This is a genomic window from Pseudanabaena sp. BC1403, from assembly GCF_002914585.1.
Lineage (GTDB): Bacteria > Cyanobacteriota > Cyanobacteriia > Pseudanabaenales > Pseudanabaenaceae > Pseudanabaena.
On sequence record NZ_PDDM01000040.1, the window covers coordinates 1 to 23102 of the forward strand.

Annotated in this window: 19 protein-coding genes and 1 pseudogene; 10 read left to right on the forward strand and 10 right to left on the reverse strand. The window is 41.2% G+C overall.

Translation table 11 applies throughout. From position 1 onward, the window contains the following. Positions 1–90: 90 nt before the first annotated feature. The 4 genes and pseudogenes from CQ839_RS22845 to CQ839_RS22860 all read left to right on the forward strand — a co-directional run. Positions 91–384 (forward strand): annotated as a pseudogene (locus CQ839_RS22845) (ISKra4 family transposase); the annotation flags it as partial. 50 nt (positions 385–434) lie between these two features. Continuing rightward, the gene (locus CQ839_RS22850; protein WP_103670608.1) at positions 435–1190 is read left to right on the forward strand and encodes a tRNA1(Val) (adenine(37)-N6)-methyltransferase; all 756 of its coding nucleotides are present in this window, start codon (positions 435–437) and stop codon (positions 1188–1190) included. 155 nt (positions 1191–1345) lie between these two features. Continuing rightward, entirely contained in the window at positions 1346–2260 is a 915-nt protein-coding gene (locus tag CQ839_RS22855) for a D-alanyl-D-alanine carboxypeptidase family protein (protein ID WP_103670609.1), read from the forward strand. Positions 2261–2326: 66 nt separating this feature from the next. Next, entirely contained in the window at positions 2327–3025 is a 699-nt protein-coding gene (locus CQ839_RS22860; protein ID WP_103670610.1) for a hypothetical protein, read from the forward strand. Positions 3026–3065: 40 nt separating this feature from the next. Here CQ839_RS22860 and CQ839_RS22865 read toward each other — a convergent pair whose 3' ends face one another. Beyond that, a complete protein-coding gene (locus tag CQ839_RS22865; protein WP_103670628.1) occupies positions 3066–4484 on the reverse strand; it encodes a folate/biopterin family MFS transporter in 1419 nt (472 codons plus the stop codon). 395 nt (positions 4485–4879) lie between these two features. Between CQ839_RS22865 and CQ839_RS22870 the strand changes: the two genes are divergently transcribed. Further along, positions 4880–5494 carry a nucleoside triphosphate pyrophosphatase gene (locus tag CQ839_RS22870; protein WP_103670611.1) on the forward strand — a complete coding sequence of 205 codons (615 nt, stop codon included), beginning with the start codon at positions 4880–4882 and terminating at the stop codon, positions 5492–5494. Beyond that, positions 5491–7281 carry a 2-succinyl-5-enolpyruvyl-6-hydroxy-3-cyclohexene-1-carboxylic-acid synthase gene (menD, locus tag CQ839_RS22875; RefSeq protein WP_103670612.1) on the forward strand — a complete coding sequence of 597 codons (1791 nt, stop codon included), beginning with the start codon at positions 5491–5493 and terminating at the stop codon, positions 7279–7281. Before CQ839_RS22870 ends, menD begins: the two co-directional genes overlap by 4 nt. A 14-nt stretch (positions 7282–7295) precedes the next feature. On the opposite strand, the gene CQ839_RS22880 is transcribed toward menD, so the two are convergent. Next, positions 7296–7937 (reverse strand): response regulator transcription factor, encoded by a 642-nt coding sequence (locus CQ839_RS22880; RefSeq protein WP_103670613.1) that lies wholly within the window; start codon positions 7935–7937, stop codon positions 7296–7298. Between the two features lie 224 nt (positions 7938–8161). Between CQ839_RS22880 and CQ839_RS22885 the strand changes: the two genes are divergently transcribed. From CQ839_RS22885 to CQ839_RS22895, 3 genes are all read left to right on the forward strand, one after another. Beyond that, positions 8162–8530 (forward strand): response regulator transcription factor, encoded by a 369-nt coding sequence (locus CQ839_RS22885; RefSeq protein ID WP_103670614.1) that lies wholly within the window; start codon positions 8162–8164, stop codon positions 8528–8530. A 128-nt stretch (positions 8531–8658) separates the two neighbouring features. Further along, positions 8659–9996, forward strand: a complete 1338-nt coding sequence (locus CQ839_RS22890) for a glutamate-5-semialdehyde dehydrogenase (RefSeq protein ID WP_103670615.1) — start codon at positions 8659–8661, stop codon at positions 9994–9996. A 204-nt stretch (positions 9997–10200) separates the two neighbouring features. After that, complete coding sequence (locus tag CQ839_RS22895; RefSeq protein WP_103670616.1) at positions 10201–11019, forward strand: hypothetical protein; 819 nt, start codon at positions 10201–10203, stop codon at positions 11017–11019. 39 nt (positions 11020–11058) lie between these two features. Here the strand turns inward: CQ839_RS22895 and CQ839_RS22900 are convergent, their stop codons facing one another. Together CQ839_RS22900 and CQ839_RS22905 are read right to left on the reverse strand one after the other, a co-directional pair. Then, a complete protein-coding gene (locus tag CQ839_RS22900) occupies positions 11059–12195 on the reverse strand; it encodes a glycosyltransferase family 2 protein (RefSeq protein WP_258040846.1) in 1137 nt (378 codons plus the stop codon). 123 nt (positions 12196–12318) lie between these two features. Continuing rightward, a complete protein-coding gene (locus CQ839_RS22905) occupies positions 12319–12831 on the reverse strand; it encodes a Dps family protein (protein ID WP_103670629.1) in 513 nt (170 codons plus the stop codon). A 448-nt stretch (positions 12832–13279) separates the two neighbouring features. Between CQ839_RS22905 and CQ839_RS22910 the strand changes: the two genes are divergently transcribed. Next, positions 13280–17356: a GAF domain-containing protein gene (locus CQ839_RS22910; protein WP_258040847.1), complete on the forward strand. Its 4077-nt coding sequence runs from the start codon at positions 13280–13282 to the stop codon at positions 17354–17356. Positions 17357–17782: 426 nt separating this feature from the next. On the opposite strand, the gene vap15 is transcribed toward CQ839_RS22910, so the two are convergent. From vap15 to CQ839_RS22940, 6 genes are all read right to left on the reverse strand, one after another. Next, positions 17783–18136 (reverse strand): type II toxin-antitoxin system VapB15 family antitoxin, encoded by a 354-nt coding sequence (gene vap15, locus CQ839_RS22915; RefSeq protein ID WP_103670619.1) that lies wholly within the window; start codon positions 18134–18136, stop codon positions 17783–17785. Between the two features lie 32 nt (positions 18137–18168). After that, positions 18169–18525, reverse strand: coding sequence for a type II toxin-antitoxin system PemK/MazF family toxin (locus CQ839_RS22920; RefSeq protein WP_103670620.1), 357 nt, complete (start codon positions 18523–18525; stop codon positions 18169–18171). Beyond that, positions 18522–18788: a hypothetical protein gene (locus CQ839_RS22925; RefSeq protein ID WP_103670621.1), complete on the reverse strand. Its 267-nt coding sequence runs from the start codon at positions 18786–18788 to the stop codon at positions 18522–18524. The genes CQ839_RS22920 and CQ839_RS22925 overlap by 4 nt, the downstream gene beginning before the upstream one ends. A 357-nt stretch (positions 18789–19145) precedes the next feature. Then, positions 19146–20672, reverse strand: a complete 1527-nt coding sequence (locus tag CQ839_RS22930) for an RNA-directed DNA polymerase (protein WP_181016310.1) — start codon at positions 20670–20672, stop codon at positions 19146–19148. A gap of 120 nt (positions 20673–20792) precedes the next feature. Beyond that, on the reverse strand, positions 20793–22106 hold the full coding sequence (locus CQ839_RS22935; RefSeq protein ID WP_258040848.1) for a lipopolysaccharide biosynthesis protein: 1314 nt from the start codon (positions 22104–22106) through the stop codon (positions 20793–20795). Then, positions 22064–23065 carry a glycosyltransferase family 4 protein gene (locus CQ839_RS22940; RefSeq protein WP_103670623.1) on the reverse strand — a complete coding sequence of 334 codons (1002 nt, stop codon included), beginning with the start codon at positions 23063–23065 and terminating at the stop codon, positions 22064–22066. Before CQ839_RS22940 ends, CQ839_RS22935 begins: the two co-directional genes overlap by 43 nt. Positions 23066–23102: the final 37 nt, after the last annotated feature.

A 23102-nucleotide genomic window follows, 5' to 3' on the forward strand; every position in this document is an offset into this window, starting at 1 on the left:
TTGTTCTGGTGTCATGCTTTTACTGGCCTCTAAATTATTCTATTTTCCCTCCTTTTTCTCGCTTTTTCGCAAAAGTGACATGCTCCCGATGTTGAGTCTGCTATAGCTTTATTTGAGGGTTGCAAATTTAAAAGAGCGGTGAATTTTGTGGACTATTTACGCAACCATTGTCTGCGGATTCCTGAATATAGTTCCTTCCATAAGTTAGGTCTGACTATTGGCTCTGGTTCAGTCGAATCTTCGATTAAGCAAATTGGGCGGCGCATTAAGATTTCGGGTGCTCAATGGAATCGAAAAAATGTCTCTCAAGTTTTGAAGCATCGCTGTGCTTATCTCAATGATATGCTTGATTCTTGTGAGTATAGTTACTCAGTGTCAAACTGAGATGCTCCCAACTAACTGGCATTGTAAGCAATGCAATCACAAATAAGAAAATGAGAAATTCCTCTTTTTATTTTAAACAGTTTGTAATTCTTCAAGACAAATGTGCGATGAAAGTAGGGACTGATGGCATTTTGTTAGGAGCTTGGGCAAATATATCTGACAACTCTCAAATTCTTGATATCGGAACTGGGACAGGGCTGCTAGCGCTGATGATGGCACAGAGATCGCCATTGTCAAATATTGACACAGTGGAAATTGAAGAAGAAGCCTATGGACAGGCAAAAGAGAATATCGAGAAATCACCTTGGTGCGATCGCATAAATATTTTTCATGCTCCTATTCAAGACTTTGCCAATAATTGCTCTAAGCAATATGACTTAATTATTTCCAACCCTCCTTTTTTTGAGAAAGCGAGTAAATCATCGCAAAAGTCTAGAAACTTAGCGCGACATAGTGACAGCCTTTCTCAAACAGATATTCTCCAAATAGCCTTGCTGTTACTAAAGCCGACTGGTCATTTAGCAGTTATTTATCCGACAGATTTAGCTGATAATTTCCTGACTAAAGCCAAGAATTTTCACTTATTCTGCGATCGCAAAACCTATGTCAGACCAACCCCTAAAACTGACATTAAACGTATCTTGTTAGAATTAAGTTCAACATTAAGTTCAATTCAGGGGCAAACTCAAGAAACTATATTGGTAGTGGAAGAGCGCAAACATATCTATACGCAGGATTACATTAATTTAGCAAAAGATTTTTACCTGAATTTGCCTATAGTTGAGTACTCTCTTCCCAGAGAATAATTTAGTGGTGAACGGCTTCGCCGTTCACCACTAATTATTCAGCCTGTGTTTCTTGCTGTGCTGGCGACTCAGGCTTTGGATCTGGATTTTAATTGCGCCAAGCTATTTATTGTGTATATTTAACCTTGGTTAAAACTTCAAACGTTTGTATACCTATGCCTACCCAAAACGATATCCCCGTTGCTCAAAGGGTCAGCGATCCTAACCGATCGCCCCAAAAGCAACCAGAAAAAGTCAATGTAATTTCGCGATCGCTAAAATCAGTTCCTTGGTGGGCATATGGTTTAGCAGTACTAGCTTTTTTATCACCGATTATTAGCACCCGCATTTGGTTTGCCCTAAATGCCAATGCCGCGAATCAACCGAGAGAAATGGCTTCACCTGATCAAAGTTTACAACCAGTTTCATCTCAGCCAGTGCAACCATCGGCTATTGCTACTGCACCATTTATAAGTGCAACTCCTACGGCTAAAGGCAATGACACTAAGGCAAACCCAGAGGTCATCGCTAAAGAATCTAATAGTCCACCAGATTTATTTGGACATCATGCATTTAGTGAAGCTCCTGCGAATAAATTACGCACCATAGGCAGAGCAGGGGATGGCTATGAAATTAAGCTGCATGAGGCGGCAGCAAAGAGTTTTCTGCGAATGGAAGCTGATGCAAAGGCTGATGGTGTAGATTTTGTTGTAATTTCAGGCTTTCGGACGATCGCTGAGCAGCAAGAACTTTTCTTTGAGATCAGTAAGCAACGCAACCAAACCCCAGCCCAAAGAGCCAAAGTTAGCGCTCCTCCAGGACATAGTGAGCATCACACGGGCTATGCGCTAGATATTGGTGATAGTGCAGTTCCAAGTGCAAATCTATCAACTAGTTTCGAGAAAACTTCTGCCTTTCAGTGGTTGCAAAGCAATGCTGCCAAGTACGGATTTGAAATGTCTTTCCCGCCCAATAACCCTCAGGGCGTAATGTATGAGCCTTGGCATTGGCGTTTTGTCGGTGATGACGATAGTCTCGCTACTTTTTACAAGAAATCAAACCCTAGTACTTCCTTTATTAAAAAACCATAACTTAAGACAGATAAGGGGCTTAAGCTCCTTGTCTGTCTTAAGTTATTTCGATTTTTGAGCCTTGCCATGAATGTAACTGCCACTGATTTACTAGCGATCGCAATATTTACAATTACGATGATGTCTTTGGTGGGCACAATGGCAGGTTTGTCACCAGTCGTCCCTGCCGCGATCGCCATTAGTTTACTTAGTGCTTGGGGTATTGATATTGGCTTTTGGCAAGGAAAATTTGGGGCATATACTCAAGCATGGCTGAGGGCGCAATCGCCAAAGTATCGCGAACGAATTTCTTTTCATGAAGCAGGGCATTTTCTTGCGGCTCATGTGTTGGGCTTTAAAGTTGTGAACTATGCGATCGCGGGCATTGTTGGGCGATCGCTAGGTGAAATATTAGCTGATGAGGCTTTTACAGGCATCGAAGGAGGCGTGGAAATTGAGGTTGTTGATGCGCCTAATTCAGTAAATTTATCAGCGAATTTACTAGATCGCTATAGCACTGTATATATGGCAGGTATCGCAGCCGAACAACTGATGTGTGAAGGCACAACTGAAGGTGGTATTGATGATATGCAACGTTTGAGAGAATCAATTGCTCATTTACCTAATCCAATGACCCAAGAGCGTTGGGCGTTGTTAAATGCCCGTAATTTATTAAGCGATCGGCGTTTGGTGCTAATTGCGCTTGCAGAAAAAATGCTCAATGGAGCAACCGTCGAGGATTGTTGTAAGACCATTGAGCAAGAAATATTTATAGCGAAAAAATAATGGAGGCACTTCGCGCCTCCATTATTTTTTATAAGTTAATTTATAAGTTGAGTGCTTCTTCTGTAAGGATGGGAACTTGGGGAGTAACTTCTTCTTGCTTGCCATTTTTCTCGTCAGGCAACCACTTTAAAAGTGGAAGTGGCAAAAGACTGGTTAGATTTGCAATTAAAACCAATAACCAGAGATTATCAAAATTGGATTCGGTAACGCCTAGAAGATAGGTCAAACCTGCTCCTAACTGAAAAGAACATAGCGCTGAAATATTCAAAACTGACATCAACAGTGCAAACAATGTTGCTTCGATTCCCTCAGGACATAGTCTTGCTGCCAATACCAAAACGGGCATAAAGGCAATGCGACCAGCTACAGTCAAAATCAAACTGTCCCCAAGACTAAACCAGCGATCATCAATACCTAGAGCTCGGTTTGTGTGCGTAACTAGTAATAAGCTGGTAAGCCCTAGCAAAGTGGAAATGATGGTTGTCCAAAAGAAAATCTTGCGAGTCGGCACAGCTCTAAAAAAGCGCTGAAATAGCCATACACCAAGTAATCCCGCCCAACTCGCAAAAAATCGAACCGTACCGAGGAATTCAGGATTAAACTTCAGTTCATTAGTCGTGAAATAGAAAAAAGCAGTATCAGCACTTGGTGAAGCTTGCCAGCAGAATAAGAACGCCGCAGGCAACCAAATTGCCTTATTGGTAAAGGCTTGACGCAGTTGAGTAAAGTTAAACTTCAGCGACATCCAAATTTGTGAATTTCTCGACAAAGCTTCTGGCTTTAAAGAAGGTGAACCATCAGCCGAATTGTTGGCGGGATCAGGAGCAACAATAAAAATTGTGGACATGGGTGGATCGGCGATCGCAAAGGCTGAGATACCCACCAACAGCGGCAAAATCGCGGTAATTTCAAAAACGAATTTTGCGCCGAAATGCTCTAATAAGTAACCACTCAAATAGGCGGAGATAATCGCGCCAATTGAGGAAGCAATCCAACTAAATGACTGCAATGAACCTGCATCACCTTCTGGCTCTAGTCTAGCGCGTTGGACAATCAGTGCATCGGTAATCGCATCAGAAAAGGCAAGAGAGAGAGAACCCGTCGCAATCATTGCGATCGCCCAAAAGGGAGTCGTGACCCATAAACTCATGCTTACCCATGCAAAAATCCCTAAAATGCTTGATAGCAAAAGATAAGGACGGCGACGATAGCCAAATACTGGGAATCCGTCAGAAATCAAACCATATAAAGGTTTAACTGTCCAAGGCAACATTGTAATCCCAACCATTGAGGCAACTTCCGCAGGGCTTAGTCCTAAGTCATCCTTAAGGAAGAAACTTACGGCAAGCTGCGAGATTGCCATTGCACCTTGCACAAAATAAATAACTGCGATCGCTCCCAGCTCTAGGTCAAACGAGCGCCCTCGTAGTTTTTTGAGCCAGTCTGATTGGATTAGCACTATACGATTGCCCAAATATTAAGAAATTTTAATCTAAATATATTTTAGTATCAATGCAGAAAATCGGATCGCGATCTCAAGAACGTATCGAACATGAAGCTAAAAATATAGAATTGTAGGAGTTGTAGGGGCAGAGCATTTGCGCCACAATTTTAAAATTCACCACAGAAACCTCGATCCGCAAATGCTCTGCCCTTGATGATTTCATAGATAAATTGTCCCTGCGTTGCGAAGTTTTGGGCAGAGCATTCCCAAAAATAAGATGATCTAAAAATTTATAAATTGTGGTGGGAATGCTCTGCCCCTACGGCTCGCTCACAAAAGTGCGGTAAGGTAAATAGGAGAAAAGCTGAAACAAATGTAGATCTTCTCTCTTATTTATCTTGTTAATTCCCATGCCCAATCCCATTTTTGTCCTTGCTTCCGCATCTCCTACCCGCAAGAGCATTTTAGAAAACGCTGGTATCGAACCAATTGTCAAAGTCAGTTATTTTGATGAAGATGCAATTCAGGTTAGCGATCCCACGTCATTGGTGCTGACATTGGCACAATGCAAAGCCAAGGCGATCGCAACCGAATTTACAGGGCAGAATGCGCTAATTATGGGCTGTGACTCGATCATGTATCTCAATGGCATGATCTACGGTAAACCTGACTCCAAAGAAATTGCGATCGCGACATGGCAAAAGATGCGTGGCAATTACTGTGAGCTATATACAGGACATTATTTGATTGATGCTAAAACTCAGCGATCGGTGATGCGTCACGGCGTAACCAAGGTGTATTTTGCCAATGCCACTGATGCGGAAATTGCCAGCTATGTAGAATCTGGGGAGCCTCTATGCTGTGCAGGATGTTTTACGATGGAGAAGCTGGGTGGATTATTAATTGAAAGAATCGAAGGCTGTCACACTAATGTATTGGGGTTGAGCTTGCCGATCTTGCGCCAAATGCTAACTGAGCTTGGCTACAGCCTGCACTTTAGTGCTAATGGAACTACCATCAGATGAATACCGCCAATCGAAATACACTTTGGGCAAGCATTGTTGCTGAAGAGCTATATCGATCAGGTGTGCGGACAGTTTGTGTTTCCCCTGGCTCTCGGTCTACGCCACTAGTGATTGCTTTTGCTGAATTGCGCGATCGCAGTCCTGATTTTCAGATTTTGGTGCATATTGATGAGCGCTCAAGCAGCTTTTTTGCCCTCGGTTTAGCAAAAGTCCAAAAAGCTCCTGTTGCCCTGCTCTGCACATCAGGAACTGCGGCTGCAAATTACTATCCTGCGATTATTGAAGCCTATTACAGTCAAATTCCACTTGTCGTCTTGACCGCCGATCGCCCCCCAGAAATGCGCGATTGTGGTTCTGGGCAAACTATTGATCAGATTAATATTTATGGAAAACATGTTCGCTACTTTTTTGAAGTGGGAACACCAGAGATTCTCGGTTTTCGATTGCGCTATTTGCGATCGCTAATTGGTCGTTCTGTGAGTATGGCTACTGGGAAAGGTGATACACCCGCTGGTGCTGTCCATCTCAACTTCCCCTTCGCTGATCCGATGCCACCTGTTCCTGTTGCTAATGATGTACCAGAAGACTTAGCTCTCAGTAGTCCAGAAGCATTGTTTGGTAATCCTTCAGGTGATGCTTATAGTCAAGTAATTTCAGGAATGCGATCGCTGGATACGGATGCGATCGCTGCTATAGCCAATCAAATTATCAGCCATCCTAAGGGAGTGCTAGTTGTAGGAGTATATGACTCACCACCAGAGTTTTTAGATGCTGTGCGCTGCTTGGCAAGAGCAACAGGCTATCCATTACTGATCGAAGCTACAGGCGCACATCGTGGTAACGAAATTGGACATTATGATAGCTTTTTGCGATCGCCAAACTTCTGTAAAGCCCATGCTCCAGAAATCGTGATCCGCTTTGGAGCCATGCCTACATCCAAAAGTTATCTACTCTGGTTACAGAAATATATTAGCTGTCAGCAAATCGTGGTTGGTAGCACCAATAGCGATCCTACTCATGGGATTACCCAAGCCTTAAATGTTCATCCTGCAAGCTTTTGCTTACAGTTAGCCAATTATTTAGAGAACTATGCTCAACCGATTTGGCAAGATAAACAATGGCGCTTAGATTTTGAACTAGCAGAAAGTATCGCTGAACATGCGATCGCAGAATCTCTCAGCACAATCGATGAATTATTCGATGGTAAAGTTTATGCAGAACTCGCGGAAATTCTTCCTGCGGATACTTATATTTATGTGGCAAGCAGTACGCCTATCCGCGATTTGGATACATTCTTCCATAGCGATCGCCCAATCACCGTTTTAGCAAATCGTGGTGCTAATGGTATCGATGGAACTTTGTCTAGTGCGTTGGGTGCTGCATGGGGATGCGATCGTCCGATGGTTCTCATCTGTGGAGACTTAGCATTTTATCACGATCTAAATGGATTACTTGCCGCCAAAAAATATGATATTTCTCTGACAGTGATTCTTCTAAATAACGATGGTGGTGGTATTTTTGATTTACTACCAATTTCCAAATATGAAGATACCTTTGAAGAATTCTTCGGCACATCGCATGGTCTAGACTTTGCGCCAATTATCTCCGCCTATGATTGCGAACATATTCTCATTCAAGATTGGCAAGATTTTCGCGATCGCGTGATGATTTCTCTGAGTGCTAAGGGAACTCAAGTTTTAGAAATTAGAAGCGATCGCAAGCGAAATAAAGAACTCCATTTTGCGATCTGGGATAAAGTAATTGAAAGTTGCGATCGGAACTTTTAATTATGCCTAGGTACTTACGAATAGTTAAGAATTGAGGCAACTAAAATCGCAATCTGAGTTCTGTTTCGTAAATTTAGCTGGCTCAAAATATTGGTAATGTGGTTTTTGACAGTTTTTGTGGAAATATAAAGCTGATTGGCAATTTCCTCATTATTTGCGCCAGTAGCGATTAATTTTACTATTTGCTGCTCTCTAGGAGTGAGTTTGTCCCAATCAGTTGTAGACACTTCAGAAATCTCTGGAATTCGCGCAATCACCTTTCTGCCTAAGTTTAAGTCCAAGTGCATATAACCCCGATAGACAGCTTGAATTGCAAATGATAATTCTTCGGGAGACGTATTTTTTAAGATATATCCTGAGGCTCCATATTTCAGAGCCTGTGAAACATATTCCTCCGTATCATCGACAGTGAGAATTAGGACTTTCGTTTCTGGAAAGCGATCGCAAATTTGTTTTGTGGCTTCCACTCTATCCATAAGTGGCATTTGGATATCCATGAGAACAACATCTGGCTGAAGGCTTTCTACTTGCGCGATCGCGAATTGTCCATTTTCTGCCTCTCCAACAATTTCCAAAGCAGATTCATCACCAAGAGAAATCTTCAGGGCGCGACGAATAAAGGAATGATCGTCAACAAGTAAAATGCGGATTTTCATGGAAGTTACCTACGCTTTGGGCGATCGCCTCAGACTAATTCTCAACAGTCACACTTTCGAGAATTGGTGTGAATTCAGATTAGCTGTTTATATAGTAACGAGCAAGTAGCAATAGTCCCAATTTTGTATGGGACTAAAGTACTAGTAGATTCGGGACTTAGTCTTCATGTGCAATTTCTGCCTCAGATCTAGGATGGAAATGTTGAACTTAGAGAATTCCTGCCATGTCCAAAATTCTTGTTGTTGAAGATAGTAAGACTCAAAGGGAAATGATTGCTCATTTACTCCAAAGCAATCAATTTGAAGTTGTGACTGCTAAGAATGGGGTGGAAGCGATCGCCCAAGCTGAGGTGCTACATCCTGATCTCGCAATTTTAGATGTTGTGATGCCTGAGATGAATGGCTATGAGCTTTGTCGCAAACTGAGGGACAATCCTGAAACATGGAATATCAATATCATTATGTGTTCGACTAAATCCACCAAGGCTGATCGCCATTGGGGATATCGGCAAGGGGCAAATGCTTATATTGGCAAACCTTTCCACCCAGAGGAATTAGTGAATACAGTAAATGAGTTGTTAAGAATATCGTAGGGTGGGCGTTGCCCACTCTACCTTTGATCTTTTCGTATTAAGATAGAAAAATAGTGGAGATTTGCTAGTCTTAGTTAACTAAATCTCTACTCTAAAATTTCAATCTACGAAAAGTAATAGAGATTAACGTGTCTGGGAATGTATCTATAGATTTGCCTCAAGATTTGCCACAAGATTTATTAGAGTCGATCCAACGTACTCGCACCGCTGCGATCGCCTTGGCGAAATTGCCTAGTGATGCAAAGAATAATGCATTAGAAGCGATCGCAGTCGCCTTGGAACAACAATCTGAAATGATTTTGGTAGCCAATCAAAAGGATGTCGCTGCTGCTAATGCGAACAAATTGCCCAGTGCCTTGATCGCTCGTCTCAAGTTGGATGCAAATAAACTGAAAGGCATGGTCACAGGTGTTCGCGATGTAATCCGCCTTGATGATCCGATCGGAGATCGTCAAATTCACCGTGAACTAGACACAGGTTTAGTATTAGAGCGTTTGTCTTGTCCTTTGGGCGTAATTGGTGTGATTTTTGAAGCGCGTCCTGATGCTGTTACCCAAATTGCTGCATTAGGTATTAAGTCAGGAAATGGCGTAATTCTCAAAGGCGGTAGTGAAGCTGTACATTCCTGCGAAGCGATCGCTTTTGTGATGTACAAAGCTTTAGAAGAGCTATTTACAAAACATGGGGGCGTATCGCCCAATGTGGTGCAACTGTTGACTACTCGCGCCGAAACCTTGGCAATCTTAAAGATGGATAAACTCATCGATCTGATTATTCCTAGAGGTTCCAATCAGTTTGTCCGCTATATCCAAAACAATACCCATATTCCTGTTCTCGGACATGCTGACGGAGTCTGCCATTTGTATGTAGATGAGTCGGCGGATTTAGATAAAGCAGTGGCGATCGCAGTTGATAGCAAAACCCAATATCCAGCGGCTTGCAATGCGATCGAAACAATGTTGGTGCATAATGCGATCGCGTCCAAATTCCTACCTTTAGCTTTAGCTGCCTTGCAAGAGCGGGGTGTAGAACTCAGAGGCTGCGATCGTACTCGCAAAATTATTGCGATCAATCCTGCTGCTGAATCAGACTGGTCAATGGAATATTGTGATTTGATTTTGTCCATCAAAATTGTTGATTCGTTAGAAGAAGCAATGACCCATATCACTACCTACGGCTCTAAACATACTGAAGCGATCGTCACTGAAGATCAAGCGATCGCCAATATATTTACGAGTGATATCGATGCGGCAGGCGTATATCACAATTGTTCCACCAGATTTGCTGATGGTTTCCGCTACGGCTTTGGGGCAGAAGTGGGCATCAGCACCAACAAGATGCCACCGCGTGGTCCTGTTGGATTAGAAGGCTTAGTTACTTATAAGTATCGACTTGTGGGAAATGGTCACATTGTGGCTGACTATGCTGGGGTAAATGCTAAGGCTTTTACCCATCGTGATTTATAAAAAACTAAAGGTGGCGCAAAGCGTCACCTTTAGTTTTTAGATATTAAGAGGCGGCGCTTTGCGCCGCCTCTTATATTTTTGGTTTTGATATGCCTTGATACAAGCATCTATAGCTAATTTGAAACTAAAAGAGCTTATGTGAGTCTTGTAGAGTATGGTACAATCTCGCCCAATTTCATTTTTTGCTACCCTCGGCTCAAGCATATGAGACTCCTCACACAAAACACTCTTCGTAACGCTGCCCTTGGGCTAGTATCTCTTTTGAGTATTAGCGCCATTGTCAACTTTAGCGGCAACGCTAACGCCCAGTCTTTCCCGAATGACTCACTCCCAGTAGTTCCCACCAATGCTAGTAGTACACAGTACCTCGTATATTTACCCAATGTGGTGAATATACAACAGGCAAAGATATTGGCTCCAGATGCATTTGCCAGCCGATTAGACACAGGTGAACAGGTTGTACAGTTAGGACGTTTTAATAACTTAAATCTCGCTCAACGTCGTGCGGCTCAGTTTAGTCAAGCAGGTCTTAATCCACAGATCAAAACTGTCCAGAGTAAATTTGCCACTTTGCCATCTACGCCAGCAAATTCTATTCCTTCTATCCCCAACAATAGTCTCCCAGCTTCATCTGCGCCGATTCCTGTGGAATCCATTCCGATCCAAAATGAGCCATTACCTAATGTGCCTGGTTCGGCTTTTCCAAATAGTAATGCGATCGAAATTGTGCGATCGCCTCAGTCACTTCCCGCACAAAATCAGTCAGTTCAGGCTCAGAGCATTCCCGCAATCCCATCTCAAACTGTACCCGCTGGCACGCAGCTACGTTATTTCGTGATTATTCCTACAGGTTTAGTATCTGAGTTGCAACGAGTTCAATCGATCGCGCCAAATGCTCAGCTAAGATCTTCCTATCGCGGCACTTATATCGAAGTACAGGGCTATCCCGATCGCGCTAGTGCCGAGACTTTGAGTCAAACTATGCGCCGCCAAGGGTTTGATAGTCGTGTTGCATTTTTCTGATTCAAGATAAGGGGCTTAAGTCCCTTATCTTATTCATGATTATGAATAATTACGGCCTCGCCAACTTTTAGGTTTTGTAAGAGCCGAAATCCAAATGCGAATTACCGCAAAAGGATCGGCGAGGGGGGAGAGCCAAAACCAAAAGCCAACCTCGGTATAGCTAGTGCGAATACCAAACATCAGCAAACATCGGATGAATACTAGAAAAGCATTGAGCCAAAACAGAATATTCATCAATATCGACGGTACTGGTTGCCAAATTGATAGCGCGATTAGCATTAGTATTGGCAACCCCTGAACGGCTGTGAGTAACAGACAGTCCGCAAAGGTTTGGCTTAGGGTCGAGGCATCCTTAAGATCAAGCGATCGCCCCCATTCGCGCCATGTTTCTGCCATCGATGTATACATCCGCACCTGCATCAATGCTGCACCATCGAGAAAGCCCACCTTTGCACCTCGCTGGGCGGCCGCTCTAGCGAGCGTGACATCATCGCAAAATGATGACTTGGCGAGTTCATAGCCATTTAGCTCTACCAGTTTGTTGCGTTTGGATAGGAAACATTGACCATTTGCCATCACTCGATCTTCCGTAAATTGGGTAGGGTCGCCTGTTGCTCCAAAACGAAAAATGAGCGTAATTAATAGTGCGGGTTGCAGCCATTGCTCACCTGCGGTTTTGAGAATAAATTTCGGCGACAGTGACACAATATCAAAATTATCGACTGTTGCTTTATCTACAAAACTGGCGACTAGTCCCTTTTGCGGTAATGTATCAGCATCAATTCCAAGTACCCATTCGCTAGTCGGGTCACTATTTAAAAATCCTGTATGCAAAGCCCAAGGTCTTCCCACCCAACCTTCAGGTAAAGGATCATCGGTAATCAGCCTTAAAGGAATCGGGAAATCCTTTTGTAATTTCTGCACATATTCGGGAGTGCCATCCTGAGATCGGCTATCCACCACGATAATTTCTTTAGCGGCTTGATCGCGCAAACCTTCTAAACAAGTTGGTAAGCGTTCAATTTCGTTGAGTGTAGGAATAACAATCGAAACTTGGGGAGATTGCTTAGCTAAGGCTTCTGCGGATGGTTCTAGAGGGATTAGTGGTGCTGTGCGATCGCGGGCAGTGCTAAGACGTTTGAGCAGCACAAGTGTGGCGGGGACTTGTAGCAGCAAAAAAAAGATCGGGAAACCTATTAAAAAAAGCGGATTATTCAACTTCGATTGGAGATGATTACATTCTTGAAACTTAATCCTATCGTAAAATCAAGCCGCGCATTGCGCGGCTTGATTTTACGATTATTCTTCGAGCAGGCTTCTAAGCATCCATGCTGTTTTTTCGTGAACTTGCATCCGTTGTGTCAATAGATCTGCCGTGGGTTCATCACTCGCTTTTTCTGCGATCGGAAAAATTGAACGGGCTGTTCTTGTGACAGCTTCTTGCCCTTCGACGAGCAACTTGATCATTTCTGTCGCTTTGGGCACTCCTTCAGTTTCGGGAATCGAAGTGAGCTTCGCATAGGCAGAATATGTGCCAGGAGCAGGAATACCAAGGGAGCGAATTCGTTCTGCAACAAGATCAACGGCTAGAGCAAGCTCTGTATATTGAGCTTCAAACATGAGATGCAATGTATTGAACATTGGACCCGTTACATTCCAATGGAAGTTATGGGTCTTGAGGTAGAGAGTATAGGTGTCGGCGAGTAAGCGAGATAGTCCGTCAGCGATCGCAATCCGATCCTCTTCAGAAATACCAATATTAATTGAGCTAGACAGATCTTTGTCAGCTAATTTTTCCTTGTTTTTACCCATTTTATTGTGTGTCCAGATTATTACTGACTGCATTATAGCCATTCCTATAACCATACATATACACTCTTCGGGTGTATATGTATGGTTAAGTACTTGTGCAAAACAAATTACCCAAACCTGTAAAGTTACGCCCCTGCGGGGCGCAACTTTACAGGTTTGGATGTGTAATTAATTATGTACCTCTACTCATCTACTTATTAGGAGAGTTATAGGAGAGATTCTACTTTGATAAAAGTCCGCAAACGACTGATTTTGATAAAAATCAATTTTGTTTTTTTAGAGCCTCAGGTGCTGAAAAACCCCAAATTGCTTACATAATGAGAATCGCTGTATTCTCATTACTTCTGAGGTTTACTTCTTTTTTCTGCTAAACTTAAGATCTCGTCGTAATGCATTTGGCGCGTTATTCATTTGGTCTATTCGGTTTAATTTCATGCAGAAGCCACAAATGCCACTGAACGAGGGTGATCGTCAAGCTGCTCTTGAGCGCTACAACATTCTTGATACATTACCAGAGCAGGAATATGATGACTTGACCCAACTAGCGGCAAGTATCTGTGGCACGCCGATCGCTTTGATATCTTTAATTGATCGCGATCGGCAGTGGTTTAAGTCGCGTGTTGGCATTGACGCATTAGAGACCCCTCGCGATATTTCCTTTTGTGGTCATGCAGTTGCCAATGATGCATTCTTAAATGTTCCAGACGCAATTCAAGATCCTCGCTTTGCTGACAACCCACTGGTGGTCAATGAGCCAAATATTCGTTTTTATGCAGGCGTACCTTTAAAGACTTCGGATAATTTCAATCTAGGAACTTTATGTGTCATAGATCGCCAGCCACACGACTTAACACCTCAACAGATTCAACAACTCGAAGCTCTCGGTCGTCTAGTTATTAGCCAGTTAGAGTTACGGCGCAACAACGAAGCATCAAAGCTCCTTGTATCGGTGCTTGAGTCTTCACATAAAGTCTCAATGCTGCAACAAGCAATTTTAGATAGTGTTAATTTTGCAGTTATTGCCACAGACTTACAAGGTAGTATTCAATCCTTCAATTCAGGGGCAGAATCGCTACTGGGTTATAAAGCAGCAGAAATAACTGGTAAAAGTCTTGAAATTTTCCATGACATCAATGAAATCATTGAGACATCTCATCAATTATCCGTAGAATTAAATCAACCTGTTGAAATTGGGATCGAAGTATTTACGACTAAAGCGAAATTTGGGGAAGTATTTGAGAAAGAATGGACTTACATTTGTAAGAATGGCGATCGCATTCCTGTTTTGTTGACAATTACTGCAATTTATAATCAGAAACAAGACAATCAGCAAAAAGAAGTTACAGGATTGCTCTGTGTTGCCAAAGATATTACTGCTCAAAAAGAATCTGAGCGCGATCGCTTGCGCCGCCAACAGACCGAAAAATTGGTAACAGCCCAAAATCAAATCGCTGGAATCCTTGCCGAATCATCTAGCTTTAGTAACGCAGCAATACGAATCTTACGGACGTTATGCGAACTGTTGTCGTGGGACATTGCTGAACTATGGCTCACCAGTAACTATCCTCGCGCTCTAAGCCTGATGACAAGTTATTCCAAACCTGAAATTGAATCAATAGAGCTAATTCAGACCCATCAACTGATGTCAGTTGAATATGGATCTGGTTTAATTGGTTCGGTTTGGGCAGAAGGAAAGGCTAAGTGTGTGGAGATAGACCAATATCCTAATTTTTACAAATCAGAAGCTGTAAAAAAAACAGGTATAAACTATGCACTAAGTTTTCCTGTATGCGGAGAGAATGAGACGGTTTTAGCTGTAATTACGATGTTTAGCTGCGAATATCAGGATTGTAATCTAGAACTACTTAACGTCTTAACAGCGATCAGTAGTCAGATCGGTCAATTTATGGAAAAGCGCAAAATTGAAAGAGATTTGCACAAACAGAATTGGCGATCGCTATTGCTTTCTGATATTGCTCTACGTATCCGTCAATCCCTAAATCTTCAGGAAATTCTGAATACATCTGTCAGTGAAATTCGCAAATTTATTAGAGCTGATCGAGTTATCATTTACCAATTTCATGATAATTGGTCAGGGACCGTAGAAGTAGAATCGATCAATCCCAAATGGAGATCTTCTCTGCATACTGATATTCATGATACTTGCTTTCAATCAGGGTATTGGAAGACATATCAAGAAGGTCGAAAGTTAGCGATCGACAATGTTGCTGAATCTAATCTCAGTGAATGCCACAAAGAGCTTTTGATTAGTTTTCAAGTGCAAGCAAATCTAGTTGTTCCGATTATGAAAAATGCCCATTTGTGGGGATTACTGATCGCCCATCAATGTTCTGCACCAAGGCATTGGGAATCTTTTGAGATCAGTCTTATGAGTCAGCTTGCCGATCAAATTGGGATTGCGATCGCCCAGTCTCGATTGCTTGACCAAGAGAAGGAACAACTTAAGCTTTTACAACAACAAAATGTTGAGTTGGAAGTTGCTCGTAGAGAGGCGGAACAAGCAACTGTAGCCAAAAGTTCTTTCTTAGCCACGATGAGTCACGAGATTCGGACTCCTATGAATGCTGTTATTGGTATGACAGGACTACTACTAGATACTAACCTTGATGCTAGGCAGAGAGACTTTGCCGACACCATCCGTTCCAGTGGAGATCACTTATTAAATCTGATTAACGAAATTCTTGATTTCTCTAAATTAGAAGCTGGTGAAATGCAATTAGAGAATCTTAACTTTGATTTAGATATTAGCATTGAAGAAATCACGGAAATACTTGCTCCATCAGCGCATTTCAAAGGCATAGATTTAGCATCATTTATTCATCCCGATGTGCCAAAATGTTTGCGCGGTGATGTTAGTCGTTTGCGTCAAGTCTTATTGAATTTGACTAACAACTCCATCAAGTTTACATCCAAAGGTGAAGTCACGATTGAAGTTGCAATTCAGTCTGAAACTGACAGTGAGGTGGTTTTGAAATTTGAGATCATTGATACTGGTATCGGAATCCCCATAGCATCTCAAGCGAAGCTATTCCAACCCTTTACTCAAGTTGACGCTTCAACGACTCGTCAATATGGTGGCACTGGATTGGGCTTGGCTATCTGTAAGCAAATTGTAGAGTTAATGGGAGGTGAAATCCATGTGGAAAGTGAAGAGAATAAAGGATCGACATTTTGGTTTACAACGCCATTCCAGAAACAGAGTGAATGCCTTCGCAACAATATTTGTGCTGAAATCTTAGTAGGGATAAGATTACTTGTCGTTGATGACAGTCTTACTAATTGCAATATTCTTTACCATCAACTTGATAGTTGTGGAATGCGTGTTGATACCCTCCAACATTCCAATTTGACTTTGTCATATTTAGAGAGGGCGATCGCTGAAAACGATCCATATCGGATCGCGATCCTTGATATGCAAATGCCTGAATTTGATGGTGAGCAGTTGGGGATGCAGATTAAAAGCTCAGCAAAGCTGAAAGACATCCACTTGGTTATGCTGACATCTCTCGATCAAGGTGGAGATGCTAAACGCATGATTGAGATCGGCTTTAATCAGTATCTTCGCAAACCAGTCCGCAAGATGCGTCTCTTAAATTGTTTAATTGAGATCATCTCTGGAGTTACCCAAAAATCTGCTAATGATTTACCTGTTGGCCCTGTATGTATACTGCCTCACATTCCACCTTACAACCTCAAGATTTTACTTGCAGAAGATAGTTTAGTTAATCAGAAAGTCGCGCTCAATCAACTTCAAAATTTAGGATATCAGGCCGATGTCGCTGCGAATGGACAGGAAGTATTAGAACTATTTTCTCAAATTCATTACGATGTTATTTTGATGGACTGTCAAATGCCGATTTTGGATGGTTATACTACTAGTCGCCAAATTAGGAAGTTAGAATCAGAAGAAAATGGTTGTCTAGACTCTAAAGTTATTATCATTGCTCTTACCGCTAATGCAATGCAGGAAGACCGAGATCGCTGCTTAGCTGCGGGGATGGATGACTACCTAAGTAAGCCTGTTCGTATTGATGACCTTGCAGATATCCTGTCCCGATGTAGCAAGAGCATCACCCAAATGAGTGATCTAGAAACAACCGAACTTGTTGTGAAAAATTTTAAAGCGATCGCTCCCTCATCTCCTGACGAAGTAGAACAATCTAATAGCATAGACGCAGATGCATTAGAGGTTGATTGGGCATATCTAGAAGAAATGTCTAACGGTAATGCCGAGTTTAAAAAACAACTTTTGCTGGCATATCTTAGCTCTCTGCCCGAACATATGAATGCCCTAAAAGTTGCGATCGCTCAAAACCAATATATTAAGATTGAGCAGGAGGCACATTTTGTAAAAGGTTCAAGCGCTGCGATCGGTATTAATGGTATAGCAAAATTAGCATCTGTAATCGAAGAAAGCAGCAAGCAAGGGCAACTTCCTGAAAATGCAATCTTACTTTTTGAAAGGATGAGTTTTGGTATTAGTGAGATAGAAAAATATATTTAAAAATATATTTGGATTTGGTTAGTACAGCAATAATTGAGCTAGAAGAGTAATGGCGGCGCAAAGCGCCGCCATTACTCTTTGGGGTTTTATCTCCTAGTCACTGGACTGTTAAAGAGGGATGAGCCGCTCAAAGTATTTCTTCCTTTCTTTTCATGGTTTTGTAGTCAGTCGCCATAAATCCTTGCTGGATAAGCTTTACAACCATTTATCACTTCTTTAGCAACCAGTGCCTTGGGCAGCACATGCAAAAACAATTAGTGGTGCGTATGAGCAACTCTTAAAGTTATAAGTTCTATCTAATTGAGAGGCAATTAATTAAATGTCAGCTAAGCTTTGGAAATAGCATCTTTAATCTCTTAATCAGAATGTTGAAATTAAGTTTTCAGCGATCGCTTCTTGAGTCAAATTTGGTGTAGTCTCTGTAACTTATATTTTTACTTCGATCCCATCCCAAAGTTCTGCGATCGGTTTAGTTCTGCCATTCATTACGTCATCCCAACCACGCCGAAAACTTTCTGCCGCAGGTTCGAGTTCCTGTGAAGTTTCTTGTGAAGGTAGGTTTTGGGATTTTTGATGATTTGCCTGTCTTACAGCTTCAACTTCTTGAGTAATATCTTCTAAATTTAGCTCGTCAGTTTGCACTGAATGCAGAAGTTTTTTGAATCGCACCGAAAAAGTGTCTTTTTCTAGTAAATGCAATAATTCCAGTTTTTCTTCTAGATTGCATTGTGCGATCGCTGTTTTAAGTTGAGAGAAATCTATGGAGATGGATACATTCATTTTTTACTTCGTTTGATAAATGACATTTGACTCTAGGTTAACTCCAGTGCTGTCTTTAAACAGTCGTTGACTTTTTGGAGTGAGGAATTCGGTAGCTGCCCCAATTTCCTAAGTATTTTATCTTTACTGAGTGTAAGTAGATTGACGCAGTTAATAACAGAATCTTGCCTCAATCCAGATTGTTGTCCTTCATGGGTTGTCATCTTGATTAATAATTGCGTTGGTTCTAAAGAGCGTTGGGTTTGGCTTGTGATTTGGACTACGATTGTGTTTTTGAGACGTTGATTGTCGCGATCGTTCTGGATTACAAGGACTGGACGAACTTTAGTTTCACTACTCGAAGTGTAAGGATAATCAACTAGCACAATATCTCCGCGCTGAATATTCATGATTGTCTGCGGGGATCGAGATCGTTGTATATATCCATCGCTGGATCGTCCCAGCCTTCTTTCCCGAAGGTTTCCATGACAGGAAGATACATATCTTGCAAGAATTGATTGTTTTGTTCTTCAATTAACAGTGCTTTTATTTTTGCATATACTTCTTCGCGAATAAGTACATAGGTTATGGCTGTATCTGGATCAATGGCACGAGGAGGAGTTTCGACCTGTTTGATGACATCTTGCCTTTGCTCAAGAGTTAGTTCGATCATTTTTTATTCTCCAGATTTTTAATTTATACTGATTGCCTGATTGCTGGTGAAAAGATTGATAAATGTTTCCGTTAGAACTAGGATATTGCTAATATTGTACAGTGATCGCCTAAATCTTCAGTATCTAACCGCGATCGCCTCTCATTAAACCTAAACAAATCCCAATGATCGCGTTGGTACTAAACAATCAGCGATCGCTTAGCTCATGCTGCTAAATATTCTTGGGCAGCACACGCAAAAATGATTAGCGATGCTTACGAGAGCATTGTAAATTAACACCAAAATACAAATTAAGTATTGATTGAGTACAGTCAAATCAACTTCAGTACTCATTGATTTGCATATTTCTTCAGTCTATTAATTGATATAATTGCTTTTTGAGCCAAATAGTTGAACCTCATCTAAGGATAGGGTTTCGTCCATATTATTTAATATCTCTTCATCTATCAATGGATAATAATTGATAAGATTTTTCATTTCCTCGCTTAACCATTCCGAATTCCATATTAATGTATTCGGCTCATTCAACTTTTGGCAGAGTTTTTCTTCAAAATACCTTTCTCTCTGATGCTTCAATATTGCTCTTTGTAGCCAGACCTGCAAATGACCTGTATTAGGTATTTTGTCAAATTTATTGATAATGAGATTAATTGTTTCTTCCTTTTCACTTTCTTCAAGGAATAAAAATAACTCACTAAGTATTGCAGTTGACATTGGATATATTCTTGGATTTCTATAAGCAATATCAACAACTATACTAATGAGAACATTGATATTCTGGCTGGTCTTATTCATGGATTTTATTCGCATTAAAAACTTATTCATTGCTTTAACAAGGCTGCCAGAGTTTGGGTATTTCTTAGCTAAACTATGAATTAGAAAAAGATGTTCTTGTATATTTTTATTTCCTCTTTTATTGAGAATCCAAAATAATTTGTCAGGTTTAATAGATTCCTCTATAACATTACTTGAAGCTCTAGTTTTATGAGGGTTTAAACACATTCCTAGATCCATAAGAATTTCTGTAATATGTTTTACAATAAACTCTGCATCTTGTGGACTATTTGTAAAAACACGATAATCATCTCGATACCGAATTACTTCAAAATCTTTCAGGTCTTTATTTATAACTCTTTTTGATAATTCAAGATCTACAAAACCTAAAACCATCTCCGCTATAAAATCCATTAAAACACTACCTTGTGGAATGCCATTTGTTTGCCCAAATGACATATTTTGAAGATGTGTATCAATAATATTTCCAATAAGATGCTTGTTATGCTTCTCAGCCTTTGCTAATTCTTTAGTATGTAGCGCCCAAGGAACAGAATGAGTATAAATTGAGCCATAACAGTCTGATATATCAGTGTGTAAAATATAATCAAATTTCAAAGCTAGCTCAATAGACCTTTGTTCAATAGCTTCCCACCAATTAGTTACTGTCTCTGCTTTGTCAGAACTTTCACTCTCTGACTTAAGAGGTATACTATAACAATTTATATTTTTATTGGCACGAAATTCACTGAATCTTTGAACAATTAAGTTCCAGTTGTTCTCTTCTGTTATTTTGTGTACAAGAGATACATATATAGCAGGATGCATTAGCTGAAGAGGTCGCCAAGAATATCGACCATCTTTATTGTTAAGAAATCTATAGTTTACATTTTCATAGTCACTAGGGAAAGTTGCTTTTGGTTTTCCTTTTTCCATATCATGATAACTTCCATAGAAATCGGATAGTAACTTACCTTCAATTTTTTCAGATAATGTATGAATTAGTTTGTCAAATATGTAGTAGCGAGGAAGGTCAAAGGTAAAGTAACTCTCTGCTTTTATAAAATATGTTTTTGCTTCTGTATGGTTTAGTTCTAAAACATTTTTCATGGGTGAAATATATTTTTATACAACTAGATATTAAATGGAGAATTTCCTTATAACACCACTATAAGCTGTTTATTTAGGCTGTCAACTTTTAGAGAAGAAAACATTAAGATATATAAGCTTTTAGATGCCTTCTTTTGCTTCAATTGCAATTATCTCCTTATCCATCACCTTAGAAATATAGGAAGACACCCAAACCGTATAAGCAGGGGAAGCAATACTATGGGTCAAGAAAACTGCTACAGCTACACCTAACACGCCCCAATTAACCCCAACTAGTAGCGCGATCGCAAAAGCACCTGTAAATAGAATATTCCAAGCGAAATCCCAATCAGGTTTATCGATCGCCCAAAGTCCATTAGAAGCAACATTCGCAAAAGGTCGCGGGATTGCTGACAGGCAAATTAGAATTAATAGAGGGATTGCAGGTATCCATTTTTGCCCAAAGATAATTGGTACATAAAATGGAGCGAGTCCAGACTGCAAAATTACTAAAGGCAAGATAATCCAAGCAACTCTCTTAAACGTTTGGAAGTATCTTTCTTTAAATTCTCTTGGCTGACTACGAGCATCACAGAGGTGGGGGAACAATGCCGTATCAAGGGCATTGATCGCACTCATACTAATTCCAAGACCAGCATTGAAAGCAAAATAATATAAACCTAACGCTTCCACGCCTAGAAATCTACCTGCGATCACATAGTCGAGGTTATTTGTTAAAGTATGCATGATTTTTACCCCCAAAACGCTGCGACCAAACCGTACAATTTCTTGCCATCCATTGAGAGTAAATTCGCTGGTTGGTCGCCAAGGATTACTGCGATAATGGACAATCACCCAGACAGGAGCCACTAAGACCTTTGGCAGCACGATCGCCCACATCCCAAAGCCAAAGAAAGCAAGGATAATCGTGAGGATATTATCAACAGAAACTTGAATGCCATTTGCGATCGCTGAAACATGAAGACGATTCTCGCGATTTGAAAGGGAAGCTTGCACCAAAGCGATCGGAATGATGAGATAGACCGTAGCCATTACGCAAATAGGTAGGATAATGCGGGGATCGTTATAAAACCAACTGACTGGGAAAGCCGCAATACATTGCCCTAAAAACACTAATCCACAGACAATCCAGTTTAGCCAATAGGAAGTTTGGCAAAGTTTCGGTAAGTCATCAGCATCGGCTTGTATGAGTTTTGCCCAGATCCCATTTTGGGTAAATACATTCACAAATTCATTGGTAGTCAGTACCAATGCCGCCAGACCATAGTCTTCTTTGGTCAATAACCTTGCTAAAACGACCGTCGCAGCTAGTCGAGAAACGCGAATGAATAGCTGCGACAAGCCTAGCCAACCGAGATTGCGGAGAAAGCGATCGGCTAATTTTTCTTTAATTACTTTGATGATTTGCTGGACTGCCAAAACAGAGCCTCCCATTCAGATAGGTATCTTTCCCATGCACCACGCACAGACTCTCTGCCATTATCTCCCCAATTACTCAGAGTTTGCGGTGAAGTTTTGTAGATATGTACAACTTTAGCGATCGCCTCTTTGAGAGCCTCTACATTTGCTCCCACAACCAAGCCACAGCGATCGACCTGTTCGACTAGTCCATCTACGCTTGTCACAATTACAGGCTTCCCTGCCGCTTTTGCTTCTAGGCAGACGTTGCCCCAAGGCTCCCATCGTGAGGGAATAACGATAACATCGCAAATTTCTAAAAACTGTGGAACATTGTTTAACTGCCCCATAAATTGAATACGGCGATCGCCCTCAGCAATTTGTCTGAGTAACTCCTCCTTCTCACCATAGCCACCAATCAGTAGTTCTACATCCAAATCTGGCAGTTCTTGCAACGCTTTTAGCAAAAGCTCGATTCCTTTTTGCTCAGAAAATCGACCATAAACGCCGAGAACTAATCTTTCTCCCAAAGGTTTGGCAGGTACAGTCAAGAAATCATCTAGAACGCGACATTGTTGAATTATGGTCAATTTTCGATGTTTGACCAGTTTATTTTCTAGCATCCAATTCATTTGGGCATAGGAAATGGCGATCACTCGATGGGCAATGCTATAGGCGAGTTTCAGCATCAGCCGAAATCTCCATTTAGAAGGGACGTTTATCGCTTCAAAAGCTTCTGAATAATGATGCTCTTGAATAATTAACTTACTTCGCGATCGCAGCCGCAATAAAGTAAAAATAAACTTCCAAGAACAAGCATCATGGACAACGATTAAATCTGGCTTTAATTTAGATCCTTGGGAAAAAACTTCCTGAAGCGTTTGCAGAAAAAAATCAAACTTTTCGCTGAGTGGAGATCTCAGTAAACTATTCACTGAAGCCGTCACACCGCCCACATTGCGATCGATCAGAATATGTAAAATGCTAGGTTTCATAAATATACAAGATCAAGATCAAGTGTAAAGTTCAGAT

What these genes read in the sequence shown, in the direction of transcription:
- CQ839_RS22850 (WP_103670608.1), top strand. Translation starts at nt 435, where the DNA reads ATGAGAAATTCCTCTTTTTATTTTAAACAGTTTGTAATTCTTCAAGAC.
- CQ839_RS22855 (WP_103670609.1), top strand. Translation starts at nt 1,346, where the DNA reads ATGCCTACCCAAAACGATATCCCCGTTGCTCAAAGGGTCAGCGATCCT.
- CQ839_RS22860 (WP_103670610.1), top strand. Translation starts at nt 2,327, where the DNA reads ATGAATGTAACTGCCACTGATTTACTAGCGATCGCAATATTTACAATT.
- CQ839_RS22870 (WP_103670611.1), top strand. Translation starts at nt 4,880, where the DNA reads ATGCCCAATCCCATTTTTGTCCTTGCTTCCGCATCTCCTACCCGCAAG.
- menD (WP_103670612.1), top strand. Translation starts at nt 5,491, where the DNA reads ATGAATACCGCCAATCGAAATACACTTTGGGCAAGCATTGTTGCTGAA.
- CQ839_RS22880 (WP_103670613.1), bottom strand. Translation starts at nt 7,937, where the DNA reads ATGAAAATCCGCATTTTACTTGTTGACGATCATTCCTTTATTCGTCGC.
- CQ839_RS22885 (WP_103670614.1), top strand. Translation starts at nt 8,162, where the DNA reads ATGTCCAAAATTCTTGTTGTTGAAGATAGTAAGACTCAAAGGGAAATG.
- CQ839_RS22895 (WP_103670616.1), top strand. Translation starts at nt 10,201, where the DNA reads ATGAGACTCCTCACACAAAACACTCTTCGTAACGCTGCCCTTGGGCTA.
- CQ839_RS22905 (WP_103670629.1), bottom strand. Translation starts at nt 12,831, where the DNA reads ATGGGTAAAAACAAGGAAAAATTAGCTGACAAAGATCTGTCTAGCTCA.
- CQ839_RS22910 (WP_258040847.1), top strand. Translation starts at nt 13,280, where the DNA reads ATGCCACTGAACGAGGGTGATCGTCAAGCTGCTCTTGAGCGCTACAAC.
- vap15 (WP_103670619.1), bottom strand. Translation starts at nt 18,136, where the DNA reads ATGAATGTATCCATCTCCATAGATTTCTCTCAACTTAAAACAGCGATC.
- CQ839_RS22920 (WP_103670620.1), bottom strand. Translation starts at nt 18,525, where the DNA reads ATGAATATTCAGCGCGGAGATATTGTGCTAGTTGATTATCCTTACACT.
- CQ839_RS22925 (WP_103670621.1), bottom strand. Translation starts at nt 18,788, where the DNA reads ATGATCGAACTAACTCTTGAGCAAAGGCAAGATGTCATCAAACAGGTC.
- CQ839_RS22930 (WP_181016310.1), bottom strand. Translation starts at nt 20,672, where the DNA reads ATGAAAAATGTTTTAGAACTAAACCATACAGAAGCAAAAACATATTTT.
- CQ839_RS22935 (WP_258040848.1), bottom strand. Translation starts at nt 22,106, where the DNA reads ATGGGAGGCTCTGTTTTGGCAGTCCAGCAAATCATCAAAGTAATTAAA.
- CQ839_RS22940 (WP_103670623.1), bottom strand. Translation starts at nt 23,065, where the DNA reads ATGAAACCTAGCATTTTACATATTCTGATCGATCGCAATGTGGGCGGT.